Origin of the sequence: Arthrobacter sp. NPDC058288 (genome assembly GCF_042880995.1) — a bacterium.
Taxonomy (GTDB): Bacteria; Actinomycetota; Actinomycetes; order Actinomycetales; family Micrococcaceae; genus Arthrobacter.
This window is the reverse complement of sequence record NZ_JBHVYH010000001.1, coordinates 1,094,972-1,116,677: the sequence shown is the minus strand read 5'-3', so window position 1 is coordinate 1,116,677 and position 21,706 is coordinate 1,094,972. Positions and strand designations below refer to the sequence as shown.

Annotated in this window: 16 protein-coding genes and 2 tRNA genes; 2 read left to right on the top strand and 16 right to left on the bottom strand. The window is 65.9% G+C overall.

Going from position 1 to position 21,706, the window contains the following annotated elements; translation table 11 throughout:
- Positions 1 to 46 precede the first annotated feature (46 nt).
- Complete coding sequence (locus tag ACFVWT_RS05335; protein WP_390245896.1) at positions 47 to 592, top strand: DUF1697 domain-containing protein; 546 nt, start codon at positions 47 to 49, stop codon at positions 590 to 592.
- On the opposite strand, the gene ACFVWT_RS05330 is transcribed toward ACFVWT_RS05335, so the two are convergent.
- From ACFVWT_RS05330 to ACFVWT_RS05315, 4 genes are all read right to left on the bottom strand, one after another.
- Entirely contained in the window at positions 589 to 2,208 is a 1,620-nt protein-coding gene (locus ACFVWT_RS05330; protein ID WP_390245894.1) for a GTPase, read from the bottom strand. The genes ACFVWT_RS05335 and ACFVWT_RS05330 overlap by 4 nt on opposite strands.
- The gene (locus ACFVWT_RS05325; RefSeq protein ID WP_390245892.1) at positions 2,205 to 3,986 is read right to left on the bottom strand and encodes a dynamin family protein; all 1,782 of its coding nucleotides are present in this window, start codon (positions 3,984 to 3,986) and stop codon (positions 2,205 to 2,207) included. Before ACFVWT_RS05325 ends, ACFVWT_RS05330 begins: the two co-directional genes overlap by 4 nt.
- Before the next feature lie 177 nt (positions 3,987 to 4,163).
- Positions 4,164 to 4,239, bottom strand: a tRNA-Glu gene (locus tag ACFVWT_RS05320).
- Positions 4,240 to 4,366: 127 nt separating this feature from the next.
- A tRNA-Gln gene (locus tag ACFVWT_RS05315) sits at positions 4,367 to 4,438 on the bottom strand.
- A gap of 347 nt (positions 4,439 to 4,785) precedes the next feature.
- Here ACFVWT_RS05315 and ACFVWT_RS05310 point away from each other — a divergent pair.
- Complete coding sequence (locus ACFVWT_RS05310; protein ID WP_390245890.1) at positions 4,786 to 6,180, top strand: hypothetical protein; 1,395 nt, start codon at positions 4,786 to 4,788, stop codon at positions 6,178 to 6,180.
- 47 nt (positions 6,181 to 6,227) lie between these two features.
- Here the strand turns inward: ACFVWT_RS05310 and ACFVWT_RS05305 are convergent, their stop codons facing one another.
- From ACFVWT_RS05305 to serA, 12 genes are all read right to left on the bottom strand, one after another.
- Positions 6,228 to 6,965, bottom strand: a complete 738-nt coding sequence (locus tag ACFVWT_RS05305) for an HAD family hydrolase (RefSeq protein ID WP_390245888.1) — start codon at positions 6,963 to 6,965, stop codon at positions 6,228 to 6,230.
- Positions 6,965 to 8,479 carry a glutamate--tRNA ligase gene (gene gltX / locus ACFVWT_RS05300; RefSeq protein WP_390245886.1) on the bottom strand — a complete coding sequence of 505 codons (1,515 nt, stop codon included), beginning with the start codon at positions 8,477 to 8,479 and terminating at the stop codon, positions 6,965 to 6,967. The genes ACFVWT_RS05305 and gltX overlap by 1 nt, the downstream gene beginning before the upstream one ends.
- A gap of 119 nt (positions 8,480 to 8,598) precedes the next feature.
- Entirely contained in the window at positions 8,599 to 9,375 is a 777-nt protein-coding gene (locus tag ACFVWT_RS05295; RefSeq protein WP_390245884.1) for a fumarylacetoacetate hydrolase family protein, read from the bottom strand.
- A 71-nt stretch (positions 9,376 to 9,446) separates the two neighbouring features.
- Positions 9,447 to 10,229 carry an MBL fold metallo-hydrolase gene (locus ACFVWT_RS05290; RefSeq protein ID WP_390245882.1) on the bottom strand — a complete coding sequence of 261 codons (783 nt, stop codon included), beginning with the start codon at positions 10,227 to 10,229 and terminating at the stop codon, positions 9,447 to 9,449.
- A 103-nt stretch (positions 10,230 to 10,332) separates the two neighbouring features.
- The gene (locus ACFVWT_RS05285) at positions 10,333 to 11,445 is read right to left on the bottom strand and encodes a branched-chain amino acid aminotransferase (protein ID WP_390245880.1); all 1,113 of its coding nucleotides are present in this window, start codon (positions 11,443 to 11,445) and stop codon (positions 10,333 to 10,335) included.
- Positions 11,446 to 11,547: 102 nt separating this feature from the next.
- A complete protein-coding gene (locus ACFVWT_RS05280; protein ID WP_390245878.1) occupies positions 11,548 to 12,600 on the bottom strand; it encodes a 3-isopropylmalate dehydrogenase in 1,053 nt (350 codons plus the stop codon).
- Positions 12,601 to 12,677: 77 nt separating this feature from the next.
- Entirely contained in the window at positions 12,678 to 13,469 is a 792-nt protein-coding gene (locus ACFVWT_RS05275) for a class F sortase (RefSeq protein ID WP_390245876.1), read from the bottom strand.
- 92 nt (positions 13,470 to 13,561) lie between these two features.
- Positions 13,562 to 14,329 carry a hypothetical protein gene (locus ACFVWT_RS05270; RefSeq protein ID WP_390245874.1) on the bottom strand — a complete coding sequence of 256 codons (768 nt, stop codon included), beginning with the start codon at positions 14,327 to 14,329 and terminating at the stop codon, positions 13,562 to 13,564.
- 407 nt (positions 14,330 to 14,736) lie between these two features.
- The gene (gene metG / locus ACFVWT_RS05265) at positions 14,737 to 16,296 is read right to left on the bottom strand and encodes a methionine--tRNA ligase (protein WP_390245872.1); all 1,560 of its coding nucleotides are present in this window, start codon (positions 16,294 to 16,296) and stop codon (positions 14,737 to 14,739) included.
- Positions 16,297 to 16,357: 61 nt separating this feature from the next.
- The gene (locus ACFVWT_RS05260; protein WP_390245870.1) at positions 16,358 to 17,113 is read right to left on the bottom strand and encodes an ABC transporter ATP-binding protein; all 756 of its coding nucleotides are present in this window, start codon (positions 17,111 to 17,113) and stop codon (positions 16,358 to 16,360) included.
- Positions 17,110 to 19,905: an ABC transporter permease gene (locus tag ACFVWT_RS05255; RefSeq protein WP_390245868.1), complete on the bottom strand. Its 2,796-nt coding sequence runs from the start codon at positions 19,903 to 19,905 to the stop codon at positions 17,110 to 17,112. The genes ACFVWT_RS05260 and ACFVWT_RS05255 overlap by 4 nt, the downstream gene beginning before the upstream one ends.
- A gap of 209 nt (positions 19,906 to 20,114) precedes the next feature.
- The gene (gene serA / locus ACFVWT_RS05250; protein ID WP_390245866.1) at positions 20,115 to 21,704 is read right to left on the bottom strand and encodes a phosphoglycerate dehydrogenase; all 1,590 of its coding nucleotides are present in this window, start codon (positions 21,702 to 21,704) and stop codon (positions 20,115 to 20,117) included.
- Positions 21,705 to 21,706: the final 2 nt, after the last annotated feature.

Sequence of the window (21,706 nt, the reverse complement as noted above, 5' to 3'; positions counted from 1 at the left end):
CCGCAGCCGCCCGGCCCGTGCAGGCTGCGGGTATTAGGCTGTGCCCATGAACAGCTATGCGGTCTTTCTCCGCGGCATCAACGTGGGCGGAATCAACATCAAAATGGCGGACCTCAGGAGCGCCCTGGCGGAACGCGGCTTCGCCGGAGTTAAGACGCTCCTGGCCAGCGGCAACGTTGCCCTGGCCAGCCCTCTCGGCGCCGCCGCAGTCAAGAAGGAAGTCGAAACCTGCCTGCGCGAGTCCTTTGGCTATGACGCGTGGGTGGTGGTTCTGACCGCCGCCAGGGTTGCCGCACTCGTCGAGGCTTGCCCGTACCCCGCCGAGGACAAGACGACGCACACCTATATCACCCTCAGTTCGGATACGGCCGTGCTGGACGAACTGTTCGAAGCCGGTTCACGGCTGGACGGAACGCAGCAGCAGCGCCTGGGTCAGGAGGCCATGGCGTGGCTTGCGCCCGCCGGGGGCACCCTGGACAGTCCCTTCAGCAAACTCTCATCCAAAGCGCGTTACAAATCAACCACCACGACGCGCAACCTTCGCACCCTGATCAAGGTCCGCGACGCCACGAGAGAACTGGGAAACGGCTAGTCCCGGCCGGCGGCTTTCAGGGCCGCGTTGAAGGACTTCAGCCTGCTGACTTCCACATCCACCGGTTCAACCACACGGCGGTCCGCAACGGCAGCCACGGCCGCCCTGAGCTTCTTCCCCGCCGCGGCACCGCGCAATCGGGCCGCCGCGCCGGCGATGGCCTTCCCGGCGAGGGCCAGCACCACGCCCAGCAGCACTCCTCCGGCGATCATCAGCGTTGGAACCGGCCACCCTTCCACCCTGGGCACCTCCGGAACGGGCAGCTGGAGATATCCCAGCCCGGCCAGCACCCCGAGCCAGCCCACGCCGCCCAGAGCCGCCACGAGGGCCAGCCACTGGACAACGTTGAACAGTCCCCACCACCACGTCCTTCGTCCGGCCAGCAGCTCTGTGCCGGCAATCGCCTGGTCCAATGCGTCCGGCAACTGGTCACGGCCCTCACGCGCGGCGCCCCGGATGGCCGCGCGCCACGGTCCCGGAGCCCCGGTACTGGCGGCATCTGCGAATTCCCGTACGGCAGCGTCCGTCCTGGCGCGTTCCGGCGCGCCGGCCGGCGGCAGCGACGTCCTGTTGACTTCCGCTGCGGCACCCTCCCGCCGCAGGTTCAACCTCCGCAACGGGTCCGCGCGGAAGCGGACCAGCCAGCGGGTCAGCGGCCAGCCTGTGCGCCTGGTGGCTTCCTGCCGGTACGACCGCGACACGGCATCAACAACGAGCGGGACGTTGGCGGCCGCCGCAAGTTCGTCAGCCAGCCGGGACCTGGTGCCTGCTTTGATTCCGGCAGCCTCCCCGGTCCCGGATGCTGCCGCCAACCGGGCTGTGGCCGTGGAGACATCCGCGGCCAGCCGCTGTGACAACGCCTGCCGCTGCACCACCACGTGCCGGATGGCTGCCCGGACTTTGTCCACCCCGGTCCCGTCCAACGCAGAGGCGCCAAGGACCTGGACCTTGCCCAGGCCGTCCCGGGCAAGGATGGCTTTGAGGGACTCCAGCACCGGTCCGGTGTCCGACGGCGGGAGCCGGTCGACCTGGTTGAGGACCACCAGTGTGACCGCCCCATGCGAAGCCAGGGGTGTGAGGAAGTCGTTGTGCACCGCCGCGTCCGCGTATTTCTGCGGGTCCAGCACCCATACCAGCACGTCCACCAACCCGACCATCCGCTGGACAATTTCCCGGTTGGCGGCCTTCGTTGAGTCGAAATCCGGGAGGTCCAGCAGGATCAGGCCGGTGGATTCGTCGGCGAATCCGGGCACTGCTGCGGAATGATGGCGTTTTGCAACTCCGAGCCAGTCGAGTAGCGGTTCGCTGCCTTCCGTTCCCCAGACACCCGCCAGCGGTTCGGACGTCGTGGGGCGGCGGACGGCCGCCGTCGCGATTTCAGCACCGCTGACCGCATTGAAAATCGAGGACTTGCCACTGCCCGTTGCCCCGAAGAAACCCACCACGGTGTGGTCCGAGGACATCGATCGGCGCGAACTGGCGCGCTCAAGGACCTCGAGCACGTCGTCCAGCGCCTCGTCCGGCAGCACCCCGCCGGCAAGCTCCCGCGCGTCGTTCAGGGCCTGCAGGCGGGAATCAAGCCGGGAGGCTTCCCTGGTTCCGCTGTGCCGGCTCATGCCGCGCCGGCCAGTTGACGGAGGGCGCGCGCATGCTCGGCAAGCGCCTCCGGCGGAACCCCGGTGCTGACGTCCAGGCGGTCCAGGAAGCGCTGCTGTTCCGCCTGCAGCAGCTTGTGGCACCTCGAGTTCAGGTCCTCGCGGGCAGTTTGCGCGAGGCGCCTCACTGCATCCTCGCCGAAGACGGCCTCCAGGAGCCGTTGACCTACGACGGCGGTACCTCCAGCCACGCCGATCTCCAGTCCCGTGAGACCGGCGGTCATGGAGAAAACCACGATCATGAGGGCGGCCCCCAGCCCGTTGACCCCGAAGGAAAGCCATCTGGCCTGGGTACGCTTGCCCTGGCCTTCCGTACGGATAAGCTCCATCAGTGCGCCCTGCCAGGCCCTGATCTCTGCCGCCACCGTTTCTGCAAAACCGTCACTTGTGCCCGAGAGGTCGTCCGTGCCCAGGAGCTGGCGGCCTGCAGGGTCCGAGCGCCAGCGCTGGTCAGCGTCCTCGGCCGCATTGGCGGCTTCGTCCATGATGACTGCCTGCAGCCCGGTTTCAATGGCTGTTTCCACCTTGACAGCCGGAGCCGGTTCGCCGCGAAAGAAAGCGCCCATCCGGTCCCGCATGCGACCGATGTTCTGTTCCAGGACGCGGAAGAATTCCCCGGTACCAACAAAGTCCTGCCAGCGGGCCAGGACTTCGCCGCGCAGGAGGGCACCGTCCCGCGTTGCGTCGAGGATTCTGGCACCGGCATCCTGATAGGCATTGCGGACATCCCTGGCAAGGACATCCCGGGATTGCTGCTGCTCCCTCGAAGCCTGCGCGAGGGCGGCAACGCGGCCGCTGAGCGCCCGTACAGTGCCGTTGAGTGTCCGGCGGGCAATTTCAGCCCGCCCGGCGGAGTCCGCGGCCAGTTCACGCAACCAATGACCCAACGGTTCCACGGCACCGCCGGGCAGCATTCCGAGACCGTCCAGGGTCACCTCCGGAATAATGAACAGCCGGGCTGCGCCCAGGCCCTCCCGCTGCAGCATGGTCCGGAGGTCCGCGCTGACCTCCGCCTCAGCGGCCGGGGGCACGCGGTCCAACACCACCGCCACCATGATGTCCCTTGACGCAGCGTCGAGGAGCAGCTTCCAGGGCACGGCGTCGGCATAGCGGTTGGCTGTTGTCACAAATATCCAGAGGTCGGCTGCAGCCAGCAAGTGGCCCGCAAGCGTCCGGTTTCCATCCGAGACGGAGTCGACGTCGGGAGCATCCAGTATGGCGATTCCCTGCGGCACGGCAGGGTGTCCCAGGAGCACCAGGGAGGATATGGCTGCCGCATCGGGTGCAGCACCGGCCCGGCTGGCGGGCAAAGGCGTTTCCAGCACCGCGCCGCCGATGCGGCTCAGGTTCGGCAGCACCCGCTGGTCCTCGAACCAGCCGGAATCCGCCGGGTTGTGGAGCAGGATCGGCTGCCTGGTGGTCGGCCGGATGGCGCCGGCCCTGGTGACAGGATGCCCTACAAGGGCGTTGACCAAGGTGGACTTGCCCGCACCGGTGGATCCGCCCACAACTGCCAGCAGCGGCGCGTCCAGGCTGCGGAAGCGCGGGAGCATGTAGTCATCCAGCTGCGCCAGCGCATTCCTGATGTCGAGGCGGGCAGCGTCAGCGCCGGGAAGCGCAAGCGGCAACGCCGCCTCGCCAAGGTCCCTGCGGACAGCCTCAAGCAGTTCCACGGCTGCGGCCGCGCGCGTGTTGTGCACGGCGGGGCCCGGGGGTGAACTCTCAGATGGGGACGTCACAGCTTCATCATGCCAGTTCGGCACGCGTCCGGCCCGGGCATCGCCCCGGGATGTCCCCTCCAGGCGGTCATATCCCCCTCGCGGTTCCAGGGGAAAGGACCATTCGGCGGGGAATAGCGCGGAAAGTATCCGGGCACATAAAAAGCGGCCCCGGGCTGTTGCCCGGGACCGCTCCAGTGGTGACCCCAGCGGGATTCGAACCCGCGTTACCGCCGTGAGAGGGCAGCGTACTAGGCCGCTATACGATGGGGCCGCGTACTTCCGGATGGTATTTCTACCATCAGGCTCAGTGATTGTTTCATACACAAAGCCAGTGTTTCAAATCGGCTGAACCGCTTGAAACCCCTGATCTGCCGCATCGGAATGCTGCATTCTCAGAGCTGGGATACCAGGACTCGAACCTAGAATGACGGTACCAGAAACCGTAGTGTTGCCAATTACACCATATCCCAATGGCACTTTCGGACCGGATGTTCAGGCCTAAACCTTCGCTCCCGGCGCCTCAGCACGAGTAATTACTTTACCCGAGAGTTTTGGATGGCACAAATCGGGGCCCGACTCCCCTTCCGCTGCACGCCCAACCCGCTGCGATGACGCACGATTCGGGTCGCCCCGCGAGAAAACCCTTGCAATTCCGGGGCAATCAAGTTTACGCTCGGTAAGTTACCGCAGAGTAACAACCTCCCCGAAGCCGGCCTGACCTGCAGTTCTACGCCCAGTTCGGAATGTTAGCTGCGTCACGGCTGGAGGCTTCCGGGGCCACACACGCTTCCGCCAGGACCGTCGAGAGGAACCAACCGTGCCACAGAGTCGTGCCACTGCTCCCCCGAACCCCCGCACACGCGGCCAGCAGATCGCCATAGCGCTGCTTGCTTTGCTCCTTGTTGCCTTGCTGGGTTTCTACACCGTGGTCACCGGCCGCATCACCGAAGGATCATCCAGGCTCAAGGACGGAGCCGGCCAGGCCTCCGCAGGCGCCGATCAGCTCAAGGACGGAGCCGGGAAGCTCGCCGCCGGCGCCACGCTGGCAGACACCGGGGCCGGCAAGCTCGCCGCCGGAGCGCAGAAGGTCCGCGCCGGCATCACCGACAAGCTGGCCCCCGGCGCCGACCAACTCCAAGCCGGAGCCGAGAAGCTTGCGGCCGGTGCGGTGAAGATCGAGACGGACGTGACGACGAAGCTCGCCCCGGGTGTCTACAAGGTCGATGACGGTGCCGGCAAACTGGCTGCAGGCGCGGTGCAGCTCTCCGCAGCGCTGACGCCCACTGCATCCGGTAACGCGGAGAACAACCTCGCCGACGGCGCGACCCGGCTCAGTGCCGGTGCATCGAAGCTGGAAGCAGGGGCCAGCCAGCTTGCCGCCGGAACAGACCAGCTCAAGGGCTACCGAGGGGCCAACGGCAACCCGGAAACAGGCACGGGGACCGCTGCCCTTGCGCAGGCTTTGGAGCTGCTGCAGGCTGCCGCGAACGATCCCGTGCAGGGACTCGTGCCGCTCTCGGTCGTCAAGGACAAGATCGCAAAGATCACTGCAGGTGCCCACAAGCTGGACGCCGGCGCCGCCCAGCTGCAGTCCGGCGCCTCACGGCTCCACGACGGCACGGGGGAACTGCAGGCCGGGGCCGGCAGGCTGACCGGGGGCTTTGCCACCCTGAGCGGCAAGCTCAACAGCCAGGATCCGGAAAACCCCGGTGTTGTGCTTGGCACCCGGCTCCTCGCCGACGGGACTGCCAAGATCAGGGTGGGCATGGACGGCGTACCCGGAAACCCCGACCGCCCGGGCCTGCTCAAGGCCGCCGCAAGCATGACCGAAGGTTCCACCCGGCTCGCCGCTGGAACCGGAACCCTGAATGCCGGCATCAAGGGGGACCCGGCAGATCCAGCGAACCCCGGCCTGCTGGGCGGTTCGGAGGCCCTTGCCGTCGGAGCGGCACAGCTCTCGGAGGGCAACACCAAGCTCGCTTCCGGTTCCACGCAGCTTGCCACCGGGTCCGGCAAGCTGGCGGAGGGGAACGCGAAGGTGGCTGCCGGCACGGAAACGCTCTACTCGAGTGCGGCCGCGGTCTCGCCATCCGACATGGTGGGCCAGCCCGATGCGGTCACGGCCGTCGGCATGGTGGGCGTTCTGGGGCTTGGTTCCGTTGGCGCGTACGTTGCCTTGCGCAACCGGCGGAAAGCCGGCGCCCCGGTGTGATCACGCCGGTGGCCCCGCCCGGACCGGGCGCGGCCACCGGCAGGGGGCTATCCCAGCAAGTCGACGAGCGACCCTACCTGGTGGCCGGCAAACTCGGACTCAGTGCCCCCGCCGCGGTTCAGCCAGACGCCCAGCAAGCCCGCCGCCGTCGAACCTTCGGCGTCCAGCAGGCGGTTGTCTCCCACGTAGAGGGTCTCAGCGGCACTGCTGCCCAAGAGGCGTACGCCCTCGAGGTAGATGGCCGGATCCGGCTTGGGCACGCCCACGGTATCCGTTCCCACCAATACGGTGATCCGCTGGAGCCCTGCGGTATCAAGCTTCACCCGCTGGTAGTCGTGCACGTTGTTGCTGACCGCACCGTAAGGAATTCCCGCGGCGTCGAGGGCGTCCAGGACCGGGGCCACGTCCTCGAACGCACGGACGTAACCATGCTGCAGGGCTGCGTAGGACGTGACCCAGGCATGGGACTCCTCGCCCTCTTCCAGTTCCACTCCGAAGTGTCCCAGGGCAGCCCGTCCCCGGAGCAGCCGCTGCTCATTGAAGGTGAGCTCTCCGGCCAGGTAGCGGTCATAGAAGTGCGTGGTCTCGTGCGTGAAAATGCGCCCGAACTTCTCCCACCCGGCCTGGTCCAGGCCGGGCAGGAGATGTTCGCTGACGTCACGCAGCGCCGTGGTCATGGCGTATTCAAGGTCCACCAGGGTGTCGTCAATGTCGAACAGCACACCCCGGACGACGCCAAAGCCCGTGTGCAGGACACGGCCGCCGTCGCCGCGCATGGCAGTCATCAGCCGCGGAAAGCGTGGAGGCGGGCCAGTGAGGATGCCTTGCCCAGGATGACCATGGATTCAAAAAGCGGCGGGGAGATCCGGCGGCCCGAGACGGCTGTCCGGACCGGACCGAAGGCCAGCCTCGGCTTGATGCCCATGTCCTCCACGAGTGCCTGCTTCAACGCCGCCTGGATGCTTTCGGCGCTCCAGTCGGAGACGGCGTCCAGGGCCGCGATCGCGGCGTCCAGCACCTCGCTGAGGTTTTCCGGAAGTCCCTTGCGGGCGTCATCCGCAACGTCGATGGCGTCGTCGTCCTTGAACAGGAAGGAAATCATCTCCGGCGCCTCGCCCAGCAAGGCGATGCGCTCCTGGATCAGCGGTGCGGCCTCGGCGAGGATCTCCTCCTCGCGGGCAGTCAGCGTATCCCCCACCAGGTTCGCTGCGCGGAGGTACGGAACCAGGCGGCCCCTGAAGTCCTCCGCGTCCAGCATCCGGATGTGGGTGCCGTTGATCGCCTCGGCCTTCTTGATGTCGAAGCGCGCCGGGTTGGCCAGGACGTCGTGGACGTCGAAGTGCTCGATCAGCTGCTCCACCGTGAAGATGTCTTCGTCGGCGGACAGGCTCCAGCCCAGCAGCGAGAGGTAGTTGAGCAGGCCCTCAGGGATGAATCCGCGGTCCCGGAGCAGGAACAGGTTGGACTGCGGATCACGCTTGGACAGCTTCTTGTTGCCCTCGCCCATCACGTACGGAAGGTGCCCGAACACGGGCATGTAGCTGGCAACGCCGATCTCCATCAGGGCACGGATCAGCACCACCTGGCGGGGCGTGGAGGACAGCAGGTCCTCGCCGCGCAAAACATGGGTGATCTCCATCAGGGCGTCATCCACCGGGTTCACCAGGGTGTACAGCGGGGAGCCGTCGGCCCGGACAATCACGTAGTCAGGAATGCTTCCGGCCTTGAAGGTGATTTCACCGCGGACCATGTCGGTGAACGTGACGTCCTCGTCGGGCATGCGGACACGGAGCACCGGTTCGCGGCCCTCCGCCTTGAACGCGGCAACCTGCTCTGCGCTGAGGTTGCGGTCGAAGTTGTCGTAGCCAAGCTTGGGGTCGCGGCCGGCGGCACGATGGCGCGCTTCAACTTCCTCCGGCGAGGAGTAGCACTCATAGGCGTAGCCGGCTTCCAGTAGCTTGGCCACAACGTCCTTGTAGAGGTCAAGGCGCTGTGACTGGCGGTACGGCTCGTGCGGTCCGCCAGTTTCCACGCCCTCTTCCCACGAGATGCCCAGCCATTTCAGGGCCTCAAGCAACTGCTCGTAGCTCTCCTCCGAGTCCCGCGCCGCGTCCGTGTCCTCGATGCGGAACACGAAGGTGCCCTGCGTGTGGCGGGCGTAGGCCCAGTTGAACAGCGCCGTCCGGATCAGGCCCACGTGGGGGGTGCCCGTGGGCGAAGGGCAGAACCGCACCCGGACCGGGGTTTCGGCGGTGACGGCAGGACTGGAGACAGCGTTGGACACAGAAGGAGTAGTCATAGTGACTCCAACTTTACCGCCTGCCCGGGGCTCGGACCCGCCGCGAAATCCGGCACGGAAGCGGACAGCCGCCCCGGGATTCCCTGGGCGGCTGTCCGTGGCTTCGGTGCAGTGCGCGGCTAGCGCCGGACAACCGGGTTGGAAAGCCGGCCGATGCCTTCGATCTCCACGTCAAAACGGTCGCCGGCCGCAACCAGGCCCACGCCCGCCGGAGTGCCGGTCATGATGACGTCGCCCGGAAGCAGCGTGAAGGCCTGCGACACGACGGAGACAAGCTCACGGACGCCCCGGATCATCTGGCTCGTGCTGCCGTCCTGCCGGAGTTCGCCGTTGAGCCAGCCCTGGATCCGAAGGTCGTCGGTGTCCAGTTCGGTTTCGATCCACGGGCCCAGGGGCGCCGAGGTGTCAAATCCCTTGGCCCGCGCCCACTGCAGGTCGGTCTTCTGGACATCGCGGGCCGTCAGGTCGTTGCCGCAGGTGTAGCCGAAGATGACGTCGTCAACGCGGTCCTCGGGAACGTCCTTGCAGATCCGCCCGATCACTACGCACAGCTCTGCTTCGAAGGAAACCTCCTCCGAGAACTCCGGCAGCACGATGGGATCGTTGGGGCCCACCACCGAGGTATTGGGCTTCAGGAACAGCAGAGGCTGCGACGGCACGTCATTGCCAAGCTCCCTGGCATGCTCAACGAAGTTCCGTCCGACGCCCACCACCTTGCTGCGCGGAATGATAGGCGCGAGCAGCCGCACGTCCTCAAGCTTGTACTTGACGGTGCTACGTTCAACGCCGTTGAAGAAAGGGTCACCCTTGATGACAGTGACTTCCTCACTGCCGGGCTCGCCTTCCACAACGCCGTAAAGGGGATCAGAATCAGCTACAAATCGGGCGATACGCATGGTTCCTAGCGTACAGTCCTCCGGAACGGCGTCCTGCCGCGGACGCTGCCGCGCCGGCCCCGCCCAGGTGCTCAGCTGCGGAGGAACTCCAGCTGGGCTGCGACTGAATTCTCCGCCGCGGCACGGACGGCGGGATCGATGTCCGCATAGACAGCATCCGTGATTTCACCGACCCGGGCATCGGGTCCCAGCTCCGCCAGGGCCGCCCGGATCTGCGCGAGCCGTTCCTGGCGGTGGTCGCGGTAGGCGCGGACCACCGCGTCCAGCGCCGGCAGCACCGCGCCGTGCCCGGGCAGGACCATGGCCGGGCCAATCGTTTCCAGCCTGTCCAGCGTTCTCAGGTAGTCGCCCAGTTTCCCGTCGGGAAAATCCAGGACCGTGGTGCCACGGCCCAGGATGGTGTCGCCGGTAAGCACCGAGCCGCGCGGGCCGTCACCCGGCAGGTGGAAACAGAGCGAGTCGGACGTGTGGCCGGGAGCGGCAATGACGCGTAGCTCCACCCCCGCGGCATGGAGTGTTTCACCGTCAGCCAACGGAGTTCCGCCGTGGCAGTGCCGGGCATCCGCAGCACGGACCGGTGCCCCCGTGAGTTCATGGAAGCGCCCCGCCGCCGCAGTGTGGTCGGCATGGCGGTGCGTAATGAGGATGAGCTCCACCCGCCCCGCCCCCGCCAGTTCCCGCAGGTGCCGTTCGTCCAACGGCCCGGGGTCCACCACCACCGTGCTCTCGGATTCGGGCCCGCCCAGCAGGTACGAATTGGTCCCGTCCAGGCTCATGGGGCCGGGGTTGGGTGCCAGCCGGAACCGCGCCAGGCCGCTGGCTTGAAGAATCGACGGAGAGGATTCGGGATTCACCGTTCCATCTTCGCATTTAAACGCACGACGCCGGGCGCGCCGAAATCATTTCGGTCCGCCCGGCGTCGTGGTTCAATCCGGTCCGGTGTCAGTCAACAGGATGTCAGGCGAGGCGGGTCAGCCAGCCATGCGTGTCCTCGACCGTTCCTGTCTGGATGCCGAGGAGCTGCTCGCGGATGGCCATGGTGGTCTCCCCCGCCTTCGCATCCTCGGAGCCGATGAACTCCGTGGCGTCCTTGAGGACCCCGATGGGCGTAATCACGGCGGCAGTCCCGCAGGCGAAGACCTCGGTGATGTCGCCCGAGGCGACGCCGTCCCGCCATTCGTCCAGGGTGATCTTACGCTCGGTGACGGTGCGGCCCATGTCCTTGGCCACCTGCATGACGGACATCCGGGTGACGCCCTCCAGGATGGTACCGGTGAGGGCGGGCGTGACCAGCGAACCGTCCTTCATCACGAAGAAGACGTTCATGCCGCCGAGTTCTTCAACGGCGTTGTCGTTGAACTGGTCCAGGAAGAGGACCTGCTTGCAGCCGTGCGCCTCGGCCTCCTGCTGGGCGATCAGGGATGCCGCATAATTGCCGCCACACTTGGCCGCGCCGGTGCCGCCGCGGCCTGCACGGGCGTACTCGCGGGAGATCCAGATCGACACGGGCTTCAGCTCCCCGCCGAAGTAGTTGCCGGCCGGGGAAGCGATCACGCGGAAGGAGACTTCCCTTGCCGCGCGGACACCCAGGAACGCTTCCGTGGCGATCATGAACGGGCGCAGGTAGAGCGCCTCGCCGTCCCCGGCGGGAACCCACTCGCGGTCGGCCTGCACGAGTTCGCGGATGGCGCCGAGGAAGTACTCTTCCGGAAGCTCCGGCAGCGCCAGCCTGCGGGCGGACTTGTTCAGCCGGGCAGCGTTGGCCTCCGGGCGGAACGTCCAGACCGAGCCGTCGGCATGGCGGTAGGCCTTGAGGCCCTCGAAGATCTCCTGGCCGTAGTGCAGCACCGCCGCCGACGGGTCAAGCGAAATGGGACCGTATGCCTCGATGCGCGCGTCATGCCAGCCGCCCTTGCCGTTCTCGTCAACGCTGTAGTCGACGATCGCAGTGTGGTCGGTGAAATAGTTGCCGAAACCCGGGTTCGCCAGGATGGCTGCACGCTCTTCAGCAGACTTCGGGGTTACCGAGGGCTGATGGGTGAATTCGACGCCATGGGCAGTCTGAGTCATGGTTCCTCCACGGTCGGCTGCCTGGTGTGTGAACGTGGTTCAGCGTCGGACCACGGCAGCATTATTGGTGATTCGAGACAAGCTTACGCCCGATGCGGGACCCTAAAGGGCGGCGGCGATTGCGTCGCCGATCGCGCTGGTGGTGCGTTCCCGGCCATCGCGGCCTTCGACGTCGGCGATGACTGCCGCTTCGATCTTCTTCGCTGCATCTGCATAGCCGAGGTGGTCCAGCAGCAGTGCCGCTGACAGGATTGCCGCCGTCGGATCGGCTTTCTGCTGGCCGGCGATGTCGGGGGCGGATCCGTGCACGGGTTCGAACATGGAGGGAGCGGTGCGTTCCATGTTGATGTTGCCGGATGCCGCCAGGCCGATGCCGCCGGTGACGGCTGCGGCGAGGTCTGTAATGATGTCGCCGAAAAGGTTGTCCGTGACGATGACGTCGAAGCGTGCGGGGTCGGTGACCATGAAGATCGTGGCTGCATCGATGTGCAGGTAGTCGTGGGTGACATCCGGGAATTCCTGGGCCACCGCCTCAACGGTCCGCTTCCACAAGTGGCCGGCATAGACAAGGACATTGTGCTTGTGCACCAGCGTGACGTGCTTGCGCGGACGTTCGCTGGCGCGGCGGAACGCGTCGCGGACAACCCTTTCCACGCCATGGGCAGTGTTCAGCGAGACCTCGGTGGCAACCTCGTGCTTTGTCCCGGCGCGCAGGGTGCCGCCATTGCCGACATACGGCCCCTCGGTGCCTTCACGGACCACGATGAAGTCAATCTTTCCGGGGTTGGCGAGCGGGCTGCCGACGCTGCCGAAGAGGCGCGAGGGCCGCAGGTTGACGAAGTGGTCAAGGCTGAAGCGGAGCTTCAGCAGCATCTCGCGCTCAATGATGCCGGAGGGGATCCGGGTGTCACCGGGGGCTGCACCGACGGCGCCGAACAGGATCGCGTCCCGGGTGCGGAGATCGCTCAGCACTTCCTCCGGAAGGGTCTCCCCCGTCTCCAGCCAATGCTGGGCTCCGAGCTTGTAATGGGTCTGGTCCAGGGTGACGCCTTCGGCGGCCACAACCTTCTCCAGGACCTTCAAGGCTTCGGCGATGACCTCCGGGCCGATGCCGTCGCCGGGAATGACAGCAAGATTTATGGTGGGTGCGCTCATGTTTTCAGGGTAGCCAAGGCATCCACATGATGGTCAAGTTGTCTCAATATTCGAACACGCCGGAACCCGCGTGTTTGTCAGCGTGCTTGCACGGGCGACGCCACGACGGCGACGTTTTTGCCCCACGGGTCCTCGGTGTAGCAGCTGATAAGCACCAGGCGGTTAGGGACCACCGCCCAGATGGGGCTGTCCTTCAAAGTTGCCTTTGTGTAAGTGGTAACGGAGTCGACGCGGTAGGTCATGGCACCGGTTGACGTGGTGACGGTCAGCTCGTCCCCGGCCGCGGCAGCTGAACTCAAGTGGTTGAACGGCGCGTCCAGCCCTTCCCAGCTGTGTCCGATGACATAGCTCGTGTTGACCGAACCGGCGCCGGGTGTCCCGAAAGGCGTCAGCCAGTAACCGTCCATTGTCTCCGGCGGTACGATGCTGTGGCTCCCGGCGTCGACCGGCTCTGGTTCCAACGGGTGAACCACAACATCCATGCCGGCAGCCGGGTAGGTGATGCGCTGCGGGGCCGACGCAGCCGGTTCGGAAGGAGACGGTCCAGGCCCGGGCAGCCCGCCCACAGCCAGCGGCAGCGCGGGCAGCCCCACCGGATCCGCTGCCGCAGCCCGCTCCCGTACGGCCCCGTCCGCCGCAGGCACCGTGGGCGCCGCCGGTTCATCCGGCAAGCGCTCCGTAAGGACCGTGGCCGCAAGTCCCCCGGCTCCCGGCTCTCCATGGCTGGCGCCCCCGGCCACCCCGTACGCCAGCCAGGCCCCAAGGATCCCCATGACGCAGACGCCGAGCACCAGGAGGTCCCTGAAGCTAAGAATCCGGCCGCGGACACCGGCGGCACTCTTGTGCCGGTTCCGTTGGTGACAGACCATGGAGGGCTCCTTGGGACGCCGAAACTGGAAGGACGGAAAACCCGGGGGCGGGTGCCTTGATGTCACGGCACCCGCCCCCCCAGCTTGATTCCCTAGCCGTTCGAGCCGCGCAACCGCAGGCCGCTCTTCACAAGCACCCAGGCGCCGACTGTGCCGAAGAAGCCGGTCAATGCGGCGAGCCACTGCGGAATGCCGGCATCTGACCTGCCGACAGCGGTCTGGACGTTGTACCCGACGTTCGTCGCTCCGGCGGCCGGTACTGCCGCAGCAGCCCCCTGCGGCGCAGCCGCACCCGGTGTGACCGCTGCAGGAGCCCCGGCAGCCGGAATGACCGCGGACGGCGTGGATGCGGCAGGTGTGGATGCCGGCGGAACCACCACAGTCACCGCCGGCGTCGTCGGCTGCTGGGTGGCCGGCGTCGTCGGCTGCTGGGTGGCCGGCGTCGTCGGCTCATCGGTCGCCGGCGTCGTCGGCTCATCGGTCGCCGGCGTCGTCGGTTCATCGGTCGCCGGCGTCGTCGGCTCATCGGTCGCCGGCGTCGTCGGGGAGGGCGACGGCGTGACCGCACCGCCCGCCTCGCAGCCCTGGGCGAGGAGCGCGAGGTTTCCCGGTGTCAGGTTCTGGCCCCCCGGCAGCGTGTCGCCATTGTTCTGCGGGACAACGTCGTCAGCGTGCCCGCTGTGTCCCGACAGCCCGTTGACACTGACCTCTACCGCCGTAAAGCTCCCGGATCCGCCCTTGGCGTGGCAGATGATAATGCTGTGTGCGTCGCTGGAAGTCGGTGGTGCGGCATAGGCCGCGACTGTGGCCCCCATAACCCCGAGGCCCACCACCCCCAGAGTGGCGATTGTCCGTTTCATGTTCGGTCCCTCCATACCAAATCCGATCGAACGGACCAGACTGCGCGGAGTAACCGTCTTCGAGACCAGGAAAAGCAAACCTGTGTGAGACCTCAAACAGCGAATTGAAGGTGACAGTTACTCCCCAGACAGTGTCGTCAGTTCGCTTGCCTTTTCAGGCTAGGTTTGCGGCGGGAGTTAAACCCGAGTAACAGGTACGCGTTTACTCAACCTAGCGCAGGTACGAATTACCTGCTTGGTGAATATATTCACTCGCATGCATAGGGAGGACTACTTGGACTGCGCCGACCGCACGGACCCCGGGATACGGAATTGCCACGGGCAACACGGAACGCTCCCCCGCTTGCCGGGCAAGTGAAGGAGCGTCCGATGGGTTGGTGCATTCAGCTGGAGCGAGGCCGGGAGGACTACGCTTCGGCCGGTTCCTCATACTTCGGGAAGATCGGGGCAGGAGCGGGGAGGTCCGTCCCGGGGACGAGCGGCATGGCGATCGCCGCGAACCGCCGGGCATCGCCGTCGGGCTGGCCGAGGGTCTCCAGAAGTGCGGCGGCCGCCGTCGGCATCACCGGCTGGACCAGGATGGCAACAATGCGGAGCACCTCAAGGGTCACGTACAGCACGGTGTTCATGCGCTCGACGTCGGTCTTCCGCAGCACCCACGGGGCCTGCTCGGCGAAGTAGGCGTTGGTATCGCCCAGGACGCCCCAAATGGCTTCCAGGGCACGGCTGAATTCCTGCTTCTCGAACGCTGCCCGGGCGCCTTCCAGCAGGCCGTTGGCCTGAGCCAGAAGGGCGGTGTCCGCCGCGGTGAAGTCGCCGGGGACCGGAACGCGGCCCTCACAGTTCTTGGCGACCATGGACAGTGAGCGCTGTGCGAGGTTGCCGAAGTTGTTGGCGAGGTCGGAGTTCATCCGGCCCACGATGGCTTCGTGGCTGTAGCTGCCGTCGGCGCCGAAGGGAACCTCGCGGAGGAAGAAGAAACGCACCTGGTCCAGGCCATACTGGGCCACGAAGTCCGCGGGCGCCACCACGTTGCCCAGTGACTTGGACATCTTGACGCCGTTGTTGTTCAGGAAACCGTGGATCATGATCCGCTTGGGCAGCTCCAGCCCGGCGCTCATCAGGAACGCCGGCCAGTAGATGGCGTGGAACCGCGAAATGTCCTTGCCGATCACATGGACGTCGGCCGGCCAGTACTTCCTGAACGATTCCGATTCAGTGTCGGGGTAGCCCACTCCGGTGAGGTAGTTGGTCAGCGCATCCACCCACACGTACATCACGTGCTTGTCGTTGCCGGGAACCGGAACGCCCCAATCGAAAGTCGTCCGGCTGATGGAGAGGTCTTCGAGCCCGCGCTTGACGAAACTGATGACCTCGTTGAAACGCGACTGCGGGGCACCGAATTCGGGGTGTGCCTCGTACAGCGCCAGGAGCTTGTCCTGGTAGGCGGAGAGCCGGAAGAAGTAGCTTTCCTCCGCCGTCCACGTCAGTTCGGTATCCGTCTCACGGGAGTAGCGAAGGCCGTCCTCCTTCACCACGGTCTCGTCTTCAACGTAGTAGGCCTCGTCGCGGACCGAGTACCAGCCTTCGTACTTGGACAGGTAGATGTCCCCGTTGGCCTCCATCTTCTTCCAGATGGCCTGGGAAGCCGCGTAGTGGTCCTCGTCCGTGGTCCGGATGAAGCGGTCGTACGAGATTCCCAGCGCGGAATGGGCTGCCTTGTAGATTTCGGCGTTCCGATCCACCAGTTCCTTCGGCGTGATGCCTTCCTTGTCCGCCGTCTGCGCGATCTTCATGCCGTGCTCGTCGGTGCCGGTGAGGAAGAAGACGTCGTAACCGTCCAGGCGCTTGAACCGGGCCATTGCGTCCGTAGCAATGTACTCATAGGCGTGACCGATGTGGGGCACACCATTGGGGTACGTGATGGCGGTGGTGATGTAGAACGGGGTCTGGGCTGAAGACGACACTCTGGGAAGTTACCTTTTTTCGGAAGCGTGGCGGACCGGGCTGGGACTGATACCCCTAAATCTAGATCAGTTCGGTCAGGGTATCGCTGAGCCGGACAAGTTCGTGGTCATGTGACGCCACCAGCACGGCTATTCCGTCGGACGTTGTGTCCTTGAGGATACTGATGATGCGGTTGGCCGAGGTGCGGTCCAGGCTGGCCGTGGGTTCGTCGACCACCAGAACCCGTGTTCCAAGGATCAGGGCGCGCGCAATGGCCACGCGCTGACGCTCGCCGCCGGACAGCTGGGCCGGACGGTGGCGCATGCGCCGCCCCAGGCCCACGAGGTCCAGGAGGTCCTTGGCCATGTCCCGGCGCTGGTCCACTTCGCCGTCCGGAACGGCCGGCAGCAGCACGTTCTCCAGGGCGCTCATGCCGTCGATCAGGGCACCGCCCTGGTCAACGTAGCCAATCAGTGCCCGGCGGCGGTCGGCGATTTCGTCGTCGCCCATGCTCTCCAGTGACTGGCCTTCCCAGAAGACACGGCCCGACGTCGGCAGGGTGAGTCCGGCGCCCACGGTCAGGATGCTGGTCTTTCCGGAGCCGCTCCGGCCGGCGACGCAGTGCATCTCTCCGGCGTGGAGGGTCAGGTTGAAGCCTTCGACGACGTTGACGGCGTCGGCCCCGCCCTTCTGCCCGCCGTAACGGATGGTGATGTTGCTCAGTTCCAGCGGGGTCCCGTGATCCGCGGCCTTCAGGATGGTGTTGGCACGGGTCTGGAGCGAGCCGTCCCCGGCGTCATCCTGGGGAATCCGGTCGAGATTCAGGTCGTTGTTCATTGGACCACTTTCGTTGCAATTGGAATCCAGCAAAGTACAGCCACGAGTCCGGCCAGGGCGGCCCAGAGCGCGGCATAAGGTGCGAGCAGGAGCCCGATGCCGAGGGCGCCGACCACGCCCAGCGGCAGGGCCACCGTACCCACGAGGGCGTTCTCGAACAGCCGGACCTGGCCCAGCATGTCCGGGTTCCAGCCCATGGCTTCGAGGGTGCCGAGGTACTGGCGTTTGGCCTGCAGCTCGAAGCGGCCGGTGACCAGGGTCAGGACCAGGCCCACCGCGACGCCCGACAGGGCCAGGACGATGCTGGGCAGGGCCACGCTGGCCGCTGCCAGTCCGCTCAGGGCGCTCGCGCCGGCGGCCCGCGGGATGTCGATCAGCAGGGCGATCAGACCGCCCACCGCGGCGCCAAACACGCCCACTGCCACAGCCAGTGAGATGGTGTTGAATTTGTTGGTGCTCAGCTGGCGGTTGGCGAACGTCAGCGGGGAATCAACGGCGATCAGCCGCTCGTCGTGCTGCGGCTCCTGGTCCACCTCGTCACGGTGCCTCAGCTGCCTTGCCGCGAAGTAGGCCGCGGCCGCGTAGAGAACCAGGACTGAAGCGGAAACGATGACCGTAGCGACGTTCCAGCTGATGATGCTCAGGATGGTACCGGCGATCGCCAGGAGGGCGGCACCCACGCCGAACTCCGCGAGCACCCAGCTCCGGATCCTCTTCTGGGTCCAGCCCATGGCACGCAGGGTGCCGGCTTCGCGGCGGCGCTGGCGGATATAGCTGACGGTGGATGCGCCGGTGAGCAGGGCCGCGCCGCACAAGGTGAGGAACAGCAGCGTGATGTTGGTTCCGGTCAGGGAACCGGACACGGCGTCGGCGGCATCCTGGCGGACCCATGACTGGGTGACGGTGCCCAGCGCGGATTCCTTGCCGGCGTCGTCCTTGGAGTAACCGGGCACAAAGATGTTGGCGTCTTCGCGCGCGGAGCCGGCAACCACCGTTGCTTCCAGCCCCATGTCCCGGATTTCATCCGCGAGCTTCTCGACCTCCGGCTGCGACTCCTTCCAGCTGCCGGGCGCCTTGGCCCGGACCCGGACGGCGTCAATCACCGAAGCGTTCTTTTCATATCCGCGGGCGGCGGCGAGGCCGTAGTAGTCGGTGATGGCGCCGGCGGACTGGCTGACCAGGCCGGTGGCGCTCAGCGAGGGCTTGAGCACGGTGTTCTCCACCTTTTTGCCCTGTGCGTCCTCGGTCAGGGTGAGCGGTGAAGGGTCGTAGCCGCCCAGGGGCAGCCGGTTGATGTCCCCGGCGGCCTCCTTGACCTTTTCGGCGTCAAACGTGCCGTAGACCATCGCCAGCGGCGCTGCGACCTTGGTGCCGGTCTCCAGGCTTTCGCGGTAGGAACGTTCGTCTACGGGCTCCCGCTGGGTCTGGTCGACCGGCGCGCCGCCGGCGCCCTTCTCCGGCAGCCGGTTCACCGTTACCCATTCCCCCGGCGTGGCGGTTTTGTCCACTGCACCGTTGCCGGCGGTGGAGCCGTCGGTGTATTTGGGGGCGGAGGCGAAGTCGGTGCTCCACGTTGCCGGGTTGTAGAGTCCCTGGCTGAAGTTGCCGGTGTTCCCCAGGAGCTGGGAGTAGTCCTGCGAGCCCGGCCAGGACAGAGCAAACGGTGACTTGGAAACGAAAGGCAGGTAGTCCTTGTCCAGCGACCTGGTCACCGTGCCGACGTCCTTGACCACGTTGCCGGAGTCGTCGATTTCTTCGATCTTGACCGAGTACTTGAGGTCCAGGGAGGTGCCGGAGCGGACGATCAGCGGTATGGCCTGCGAGTCTGCGGTGAGCTGGCCGTTACGCTTTGCCTGCTGGTACTGGGTCATCAGGGGCGCCCAGTACTTGAGCTTGACGCCGAGGAAGTCCGGTCCTTCTTCGAGCTCCTTCATGCTGATGCCCGTCGTGAACAGGCTTTCGAAATGCCGGCCGATGGCACCGGCGTTCCGGGCGTCCGCCGGCGGCGCCTTTTCGAGCGGAGCCAGGAAGTCGCCGGCACCGCCGAGCAGGGCGCGCTCGGAGACGGGGTCGACGGCGACGACGGACTCGGTCACCTGCGGCGCCAGCGGCAGCGAGACTGAAAGGTTGAAGAGGTTGTGTTCGGAACCGCCGGCGGGGGCCGGGAACTTGATTCCGGTTTCCCCTTCCGCGCCCGCGATGCGGATGCTCTTGCCGCCTGCGGCCTGCTCCTCGACGAGCCTGGCCTTGCCGAGGGAACCTTCGGCCATGGACTTGAACAGGGTCTGTTCCGACTTGCCGTCAGAGCTCACGGCGCTGGCGGTCAGCCGGTATTTCTTGGCTTCGTCAGTGAGGACCGACTCCGCTGCCGGCCACTTGCTGGGATCGGTTGCGCCGGGTTCCCCGGCGGTCGCCGTGCCCACGAGTCCGGAGTTGAAGCCCAGGTAGTCCATGGCATCAAGCCGCGGGGACTCGAGGTTCTGGGATACCCGTGACACGAGGCTGATGGGTGCCGCCACGGAGGTGCCGGACAATTTCCGGATGCCGTCCAGCTGGTCGAAGCTGATGCCGCCCTGGCCGTTGGCTATCTCCGGCTGCATGAGCACTCCGCCGGAACCCGCCTTGGCCTGGACCAGGATGTCATAGAGTCCACGGGAATTCTGGTCGACTGTTCGGTTGAGCGCTGCCTGCGACTGGCCCTGGACGAGGACGGACAGGCACATGGCGACGATCAAAATGGCCGCGGTCAGCAAAAGCACTCGGCTTCTGATGAACCTCTGGACGGCGTTCATTGGGCTCCCTGAAAAGCTGGATTGCGTGAGCGCACACCTCTGTCCACACCTAATGGATGTGAAGGCGTCCCCTGCCGGATGTGCAAAAAATAATGGCCGGTCTGCCGGCCGAATCCGAAAATCGGACCCAGCCATTGTACGCAGACCGGCCAATCATACGTGGCAGAAGTTAACGTCTGTCACGAGAAGTTCACCGAATAGGCGGGAGGTCAGTCTTCGAGGTCGACTTCCCGGACCATCTCGGCGCCGATGCCGGCCTTGATCGCGTCAAGGACCTGCTGCGGAACCGAGCTGTCAATGGTCAGGAGGGCCAGGACCTGGCCGCCCTCAGCCTGACGCGCAACCTGCATCCCGGCAATGTTGATGTTGTTCATGCCCAGGATGTGTCCGATGGTGCCGATCACGCCGGGACGGTCCGCGTAGGCCACCACCACCAGGTGCTCGCTGATGGGTATTTCCACCTCGTAGCCGTTGACGCCCACGAGCTTCTGGATCTGCTTGGGACCGGTCAGCGTTCCGGCCACGGAGATCTGGCTGCCGTCGCTGAGCGCACCGCGCAGGGTCAGGAGGTTGCGGTACGACTCGGTGTCGGGAGTGGTGATGAGGCGGACGTTGATGCCGCGCTGCTCTGCGATGACCGGGGCGTTGACGTAGGAAACCTGTTCCGTCACGACGTCGGCGAAGATGCCCTTGAGTGCGGCCAGTTCCAGCACCTTAACGTCCAGGGAGGAGATCTCGCCGGCAACTTCGACGTCGAACTGCGTCAGGGATGCATGGGTCAGGGCGGTGAAGATGCGGCCCAGCTTCTCGATCAGCGGGATGCCGGGGCGGACGTCCGGAGCGATGACGCCGCCGGCAACGTTGACGGCATCCGGAACCAGTTCACCGGCCAGGGCAAGCCGCACTGACTTTGCCACGGAGACGCCGGCCTTTTCCTGCGCTTCGTCAGTGGATGCGCCGAGGTGCGGGGTCACCACCACATTGTCCATCTCGAAGAAGGGCAGGTCGGTGCTGGGTTCCTTGACGAAGACGTCAACACCCGCGCCGGCAATTTCGCCGTCCTTCAGCGCGGCGTGGAGGGCTTCCTCATCCACCAGGCCGCCGCGGGCCACGTTGATGACGTAGGCGGTCTTCTTCATCTTCTTGAATGCCTCGGCACCCAGCATGCCCACCGTCTCAGGAGTCTTGGGCATGTGGATGGTGATGAAGTCGGACTGTGCCAGCAGCTCGTCCAGGGTCACCAGCTGCACGCCCAGCTGGGCGGCACGGGCGGAAGTGATATAGGGATCGTAGGCCAGGATCTTGGTGTCGAAGCCCTTGAGGCGTGCTGCCACGAGAGCGCCGATGCGGCCCAGGCCGATGATGCCGATCTTCTTCTCGTAGAGTTCGATGCCCGTGTACTTGGAGCGCTTCCATTCGCCGTCTTTGAGCGCGGCGCTGGCCTGCGGAATGTGGCGGGCAAGGCTCAGGATGTGGCCCACCGTCAGTTCGGCGGCGGAGACGATGTTCGAGGTCGGCGCGTTTACCACCATGACACCGGCCTGCGTGGCGGCCTTGATGTCGACGTTGTCCAGGCCGACGCCTGCGCGGGCGATGACCTTGAGGTTCTTGGCCGCCGCGATGGCCTCGGCGTCCACCTGCGTGGCGGAGCGGACCAGGATAGCGTCAACATCCGCGATGGCCGCGAGCAGCTGGGAACGGTCGGCGCCATCGGTCTGGCGGATTTCAAAGTCCGGGCCCAGGGCCTCGACTGTGGCGGGTGAAAGTTCTTCGGCGAGCAGTACTACGGGTTTTGACACGG

What these genes read in the sequence shown, in the direction of transcription:
- ACFVWT_RS05335 (WP_390245896.1), top strand. Translation starts at nt 47, where the DNA reads ATGAACAGCTATGCGGTCTTTCTCCGCGGCATCAACGTGGGCGGAATC.
- ACFVWT_RS05330 (WP_390245894.1), bottom strand. Translation starts at nt 2,208, where the DNA reads ATGAGCCGGCACAGCGGAACCAGGGAAGCCTCCCGGCTTGATTCCCGC.
- ACFVWT_RS05305 (WP_390245888.1), bottom strand. Translation starts at nt 6,965, where the DNA reads ATGACTGCCATGCGCGGCGACGGCGGCCGTGTCCTGCACACGGGCTTT.
- gltX (WP_390245886.1), bottom strand. Translation starts at nt 8,479, where the DNA reads ATGACTACTCCTTCTGTGTCCAACGCTGTCTCCAGTCCTGCCGTCACC.
- ACFVWT_RS05295 (WP_390245884.1), bottom strand. Translation starts at nt 9,375, where the DNA reads ATGCGTATCGCCCGATTTGTAGCTGATTCTGATCCCCTTTACGGCGTT.
- ACFVWT_RS05285 (WP_390245880.1), bottom strand. Translation starts at nt 11,445, where the DNA reads ATGACTCAGACTGCCCATGGCGTCGAATTCACCCATCAGCCCTCGGTA.
- ACFVWT_RS05280 (WP_390245878.1), bottom strand. Translation starts at nt 12,600, where the DNA reads ATGAGCGCACCCACCATAAATCTTGCTGTCATTCCCGGCGACGGCATC.
- ACFVWT_RS05275 (WP_390245876.1), bottom strand. Translation starts at nt 13,469, where the DNA reads ATGGTCTGTCACCAACGGAACCGGCACAAGAGTGCCGCCGGTGTCCGC.
- ACFVWT_RS05270 (WP_390245874.1), bottom strand. Translation starts at nt 14,329, where the DNA reads ATGAAACGGACAATCGCCACTCTGGGGGTGGTGGGCCTCGGGGTTATG.
- ACFVWT_RS05260 (WP_390245870.1), bottom strand. Translation starts at nt 17,113, where the DNA reads ATGAACAACGACCTGAATCTCGACCGGATTCCCCAGGATGACGCCGGG.
- ACFVWT_RS05255 (WP_390245868.1), bottom strand. Translation starts at nt 19,905, where the DNA reads ATGAACGCCGTCCAGAGGTTCATCAGAAGCCGAGTGCTTTTGCTGACC.